Here is a 3,159-nt window from a genome sequence, read left to right on the forward strand (position 1 = left end):
GGTCGCGGCTGCCGTGCGCCACCAGGACGAGAGCGGGGGCGGGCGGGGTGGGGCGCCGGGTCCCGTTGAGCGAGACGAGGCTGAGCTGACTGGCCAACTGGTCACCGATCCGGGTCATGAGGTGCGCCGTACTGGCGAGGTCCGCGTTCGACTGGCTCGTCGTGTTGCTCGTCGTCGCCGTCATGTGTCGATGGTGCCGGGAGGAGGTTGCCTCCCCGTTGCACCGTGGTGACGGGTGTTTTCCAGCGGTTCACGGCGCGCCCCGCCGGGGTGTGAACCTCCTTGACCTGCGATTTCGACACGATCGGGTGAAACTTGTCACGCCGCGCGGTGAACCGGATCACCGCGGATGACGTCTTCGTTGGTCGGAAGGACGGGCCGGGTCGGGTCCGTCGGAAACAAGCACGACACATGTGTGCTTGCCACGGACGGGGGCTTCTCGGTGGGACGTGTGAGGCGGGTGCTCCGGCTGCCGCGAACCCGTACGGGGCGGCGGCGTGCGGTGCAGGTGGCGATGGGGCTGTGCGTGCTGGCGCTGCTGCCCTCGACCTGGATGTTCACCACCGCCGACGGCAGGCTGCGGACCACGGCCGACGTCCCGCGCACGCAGGTCGCGATGGTCTTCGGGGCGGGGCTGTGGCAGGGCGAGCCGTCGCNNCGACGGCTGGACGCGGCGGCCGAGCTGTACCGCTCGGGCCGCATCGAGGTCGTGCTCGTCACCGGCGACAACAGCCGGGAGGAGTACGACGAGCCGGACGCGATGCGGGCCTACCTCACCGACCACGGGGTGCCCGACCGGCACATCGTCAGCGACTACGCCGGGTTCGACACCTGGGACTCCTGCGTCCGCGCCAAGAAGATCTTCGGTGTCGACCGGGCGGTGCTCATCAGCCAGGGCTTCCACATCCGCCGGGCGGTCGCCCTGTGCCAGGAGGCGGGTGTCACGTCGTACGGCGTCGGCGTGCAGGACAAGCACGACGAGACCTGGTACTACGGCGCCACCCGCGAACTGTTCGCCGCGGGCAAGGCCTCTCTCGACGCCCTGTTCGAGCCGGACCCGCGGTTCCTCGGACCGGAGGAGCCGGGGGTCGCGCGGGCGCTCGCGTCGGCGCGCTAGCCGTCTCGCCCAGCGGGGTCGTTGCGTTGTTGACGCGGGTGAGGAAGGGGCGCTCAGGGGGCAGTTGGTAGGCAGGTCGGAGGCAAGCGCTATTTGATCAGCGCGTTCGCGAGGATGATCGCCAGGCCGATCAGCATGTCCATGGCGCCCGCGCGGCACGCCGACGGCCATCGGTACCCGGCGGTGCGGGCGGCCACGACACCCCAGCCGAACAGGGCGACCGTGTTGAACAGCAGGGCCACGTCCACCGCGACGGACTCGGCCCACCAGCCGGCCGCCGCGCCGAGCAGGAGCGCCACCGTGGGCAGGACGGCGGCCACCAGCGGCCACTCGTGGAGCACCAGCCGCAGTCTGCTCGTGGTGACCGCCCCGTCGACGGACGCACGCTGCGCGATGACGTGCGCGTACCCGTGGGCGGCGGCCGACGCCAGCGCGGTGAGCACGACCCACAGCGCGTCCGGACCGGGGTCGGCCTCCTCGCCCGCCGGGTCGAGCGCGGCCACCAGGGCGCTGGCCAGGACCAGCCCGTAGATGCCGTTGAACAGGGACTGCTCGAGCGGCCGGTGCCGTGAGATCCACCCCGGCGCGGTGCTCTCGGTGCGGACGTGGCCGGCGCGGTCGGGCATCGCATCGCCTCGGTGCGGGAGGGGGAGCTGGATCCGCCCATGCTCGGCCGTACGCCCTCGGCGGGCGTGGCGCCACGCGGGGCGGTCCGAGCGGTGCGCCCCAATGGTGGCGTGCGGGGGGGGGCAGGCGGGACGCCGGACATGCGTCGGCCGGGGCCCTGTGTCGGGACCCCGGCCCATGTAACGAGACCAGCGTGGTTGACGAGCCCGGCCTAGTTGTGGTCGATCGTGCCCCACCAGCCCTGGTCCACGGCGCAGTCCCAGCCCTTGCCGCGGACGGTGAGCTTGACCTCGTAGTCGCGGTTGACGTTGCCCATGCGGGTCTTGACGCGGAAACCGGAGCTGCCCTTGGCCGCAAGCTTCTTCGTGGAGACCGTGACGGTCTTCGTCGTCCGCTTGGTGATCTTGCTGCCCTTGGTCGGCGTCGCGTAACCGAACGTCAGGTTCTTGGGCTTGCTGATCGTGAGGCTGACGCTGGTGAAGCTCTTGGTCTTGCTGGTGTTCTTCAGACCGAAGTACAGACCGCCGTTGGTCACCCAGCGGTTGGCGTCGACGTAGAAGCGCTTCGGGGTGGAGATCTTGATCGGGCAGCCGCCGGCCTGGGCGTCGGCGCCCGCCGCGGCGGCGGTGCCGGCGAGGCCCAGCTGGGCGGCGGTCAGGGCGCCCGCGGCACCCAGGACGGCGACGGTCGTGCGCATGCGGTTCACGGTGATGATCCTTCTTCCCCCTACGGCCCTCCCGGGCCACGTGACAGGACGTGCGCCGCACGGGACTCATGCCACGACCCCCGTGTCGGTGCGCCCGTAGTTCTAGCACGCGGCACCGAACGCCTGGACGGTGAGCGCCCGGACGGCCGCACACGGTGACAGAACTGCGACATCGCCCGAACCGTTCACGCACCCACCGGCCGTCCGCACCTCACTCCCACCCGGAACCCGCCGGGAGGTCCCCGTGCCGGTCGCGTAACGCCAGGGCGCCCCGGCGCGTAACACGCCCGACGCACGCTGAGTGGTATGCCGAACTCCGCGACGCCCACCCACTGCCCGTACTGCGCCCTGCAGTGCGGGATGAACCTGACGCCCGCTGCGGACGGGACCGACGGTGTCGTTGTGGTCTCGGAGCGCGCGGACTTCCCGGTGAACCGGGGCGCGCTGTGCGGCAAGGGCCGTACGGCGCCGGCGGTGCTCTCGTCCCGGGTGCGGCTGACCACTCCTCTGGTCAGAAGGGCGGGCGTCCTGGAGCCCGCCTCCTGGGACGAGGCACTCGACCGGATCGCCGAGGAACTCACCCGCACGCGTACGGAGCATGGCCCGGACGCGTGCGGTGTGTTCGGCGGCGGCGGACTCACCAACGAGAAGGCGTACGCGCTCGGCAAGTTCGCCCGGATCGTGCTCGGCACCTCTCAGATCGACTACA

At 71.3% G+C, this 3,159-nt stretch carries 3 protein-coding genes and 3 pseudogenes; 3 read left to right on the forward strand and 3 right to left on the reverse strand.

Annotated features, from left to right (window positions below):
* Positions 1 to 184 (reverse strand): annotated as a pseudogene (locus AOK15_RS08505) (sirohydrochlorin chelatase); the annotation flags it as partial.
* Between the two features lie 276 nt (positions 185 to 460).
* Here AOK15_RS08505 and AOK15_RS46595 point away from each other — a divergent pair.
* Both AOK15_RS46595 and AOK15_RS46600 read left to right on the forward strand, forming a co-directional pair.
* Positions 461 to 656: pseudogene (locus AOK15_RS46595) on the forward strand (hypothetical protein); the annotation flags it as partial.
* Positions 657 to 658: 2 nt separating this feature from the next.
* Positions 659 to 1,117 (forward strand): annotated as a pseudogene (locus AOK15_RS46600) (SanA/YdcF family protein); the annotation flags it as partial.
* An 89-nt stretch (positions 1,118 to 1,206) separates the two neighbouring features.
* On the opposite strand, the gene AOK15_RS08515 reads toward AOK15_RS46600, so the two are convergent.
* Both AOK15_RS08515 and AOK15_RS08520 read right to left on the reverse strand, forming a co-directional pair.
* On the reverse strand, positions 1,207 to 1,743 hold the full coding sequence (locus tag AOK15_RS08515) for a hypothetical protein (RefSeq protein ID WP_055514427.1): 537 nt from the start codon (positions 1,741 to 1,743) through the stop codon (positions 1,207 to 1,209).
* A gap of 212 nt (positions 1,744 to 1,955) precedes the next feature.
* Entirely contained in the window at positions 1,956 to 2,441 is a 486-nt protein-coding gene (locus AOK15_RS08520; RefSeq protein WP_240496788.1) for a hypothetical protein, read from the reverse strand.
* Positions 2,442 to 2,756: 315 nt separating this feature from the next.
* Between AOK15_RS08520 and AOK15_RS08525 the strand changes: the two genes are divergently transcribed.
* On the forward strand, positions 2,757 to 3,159 hold a 403-nt coding region (locus tag AOK15_RS08525; RefSeq protein WP_157870193.1), incomplete at its 3' end, for a molybdopterin oxidoreductase family protein.

Source organism: Streptomyces ossamyceticus (assembly GCF_001418475.1).
GTDB lineage: Bacteria > Actinomycetota > Actinomycetes > Streptomycetales > Streptomycetaceae > Streptomyces > Streptomyces ossamyceticus.

Excerpts from the sequence above, each read along its gene's own strand:
- AOK15_RS08515 (WP_055514427.1), bottom strand. The coding sequence starts at position 1,743 with ATGCCCGACCGCGCCGGCCACGTCCGCACCGAGAGCACCGCGCCGGGG.
- AOK15_RS08520 (WP_240496788.1), bottom strand. The coding sequence starts at position 2,441 with ATGCGCACGACCGTCGCCGTCCTGGGTGCCGCGGGCGCCCTGACCGCC.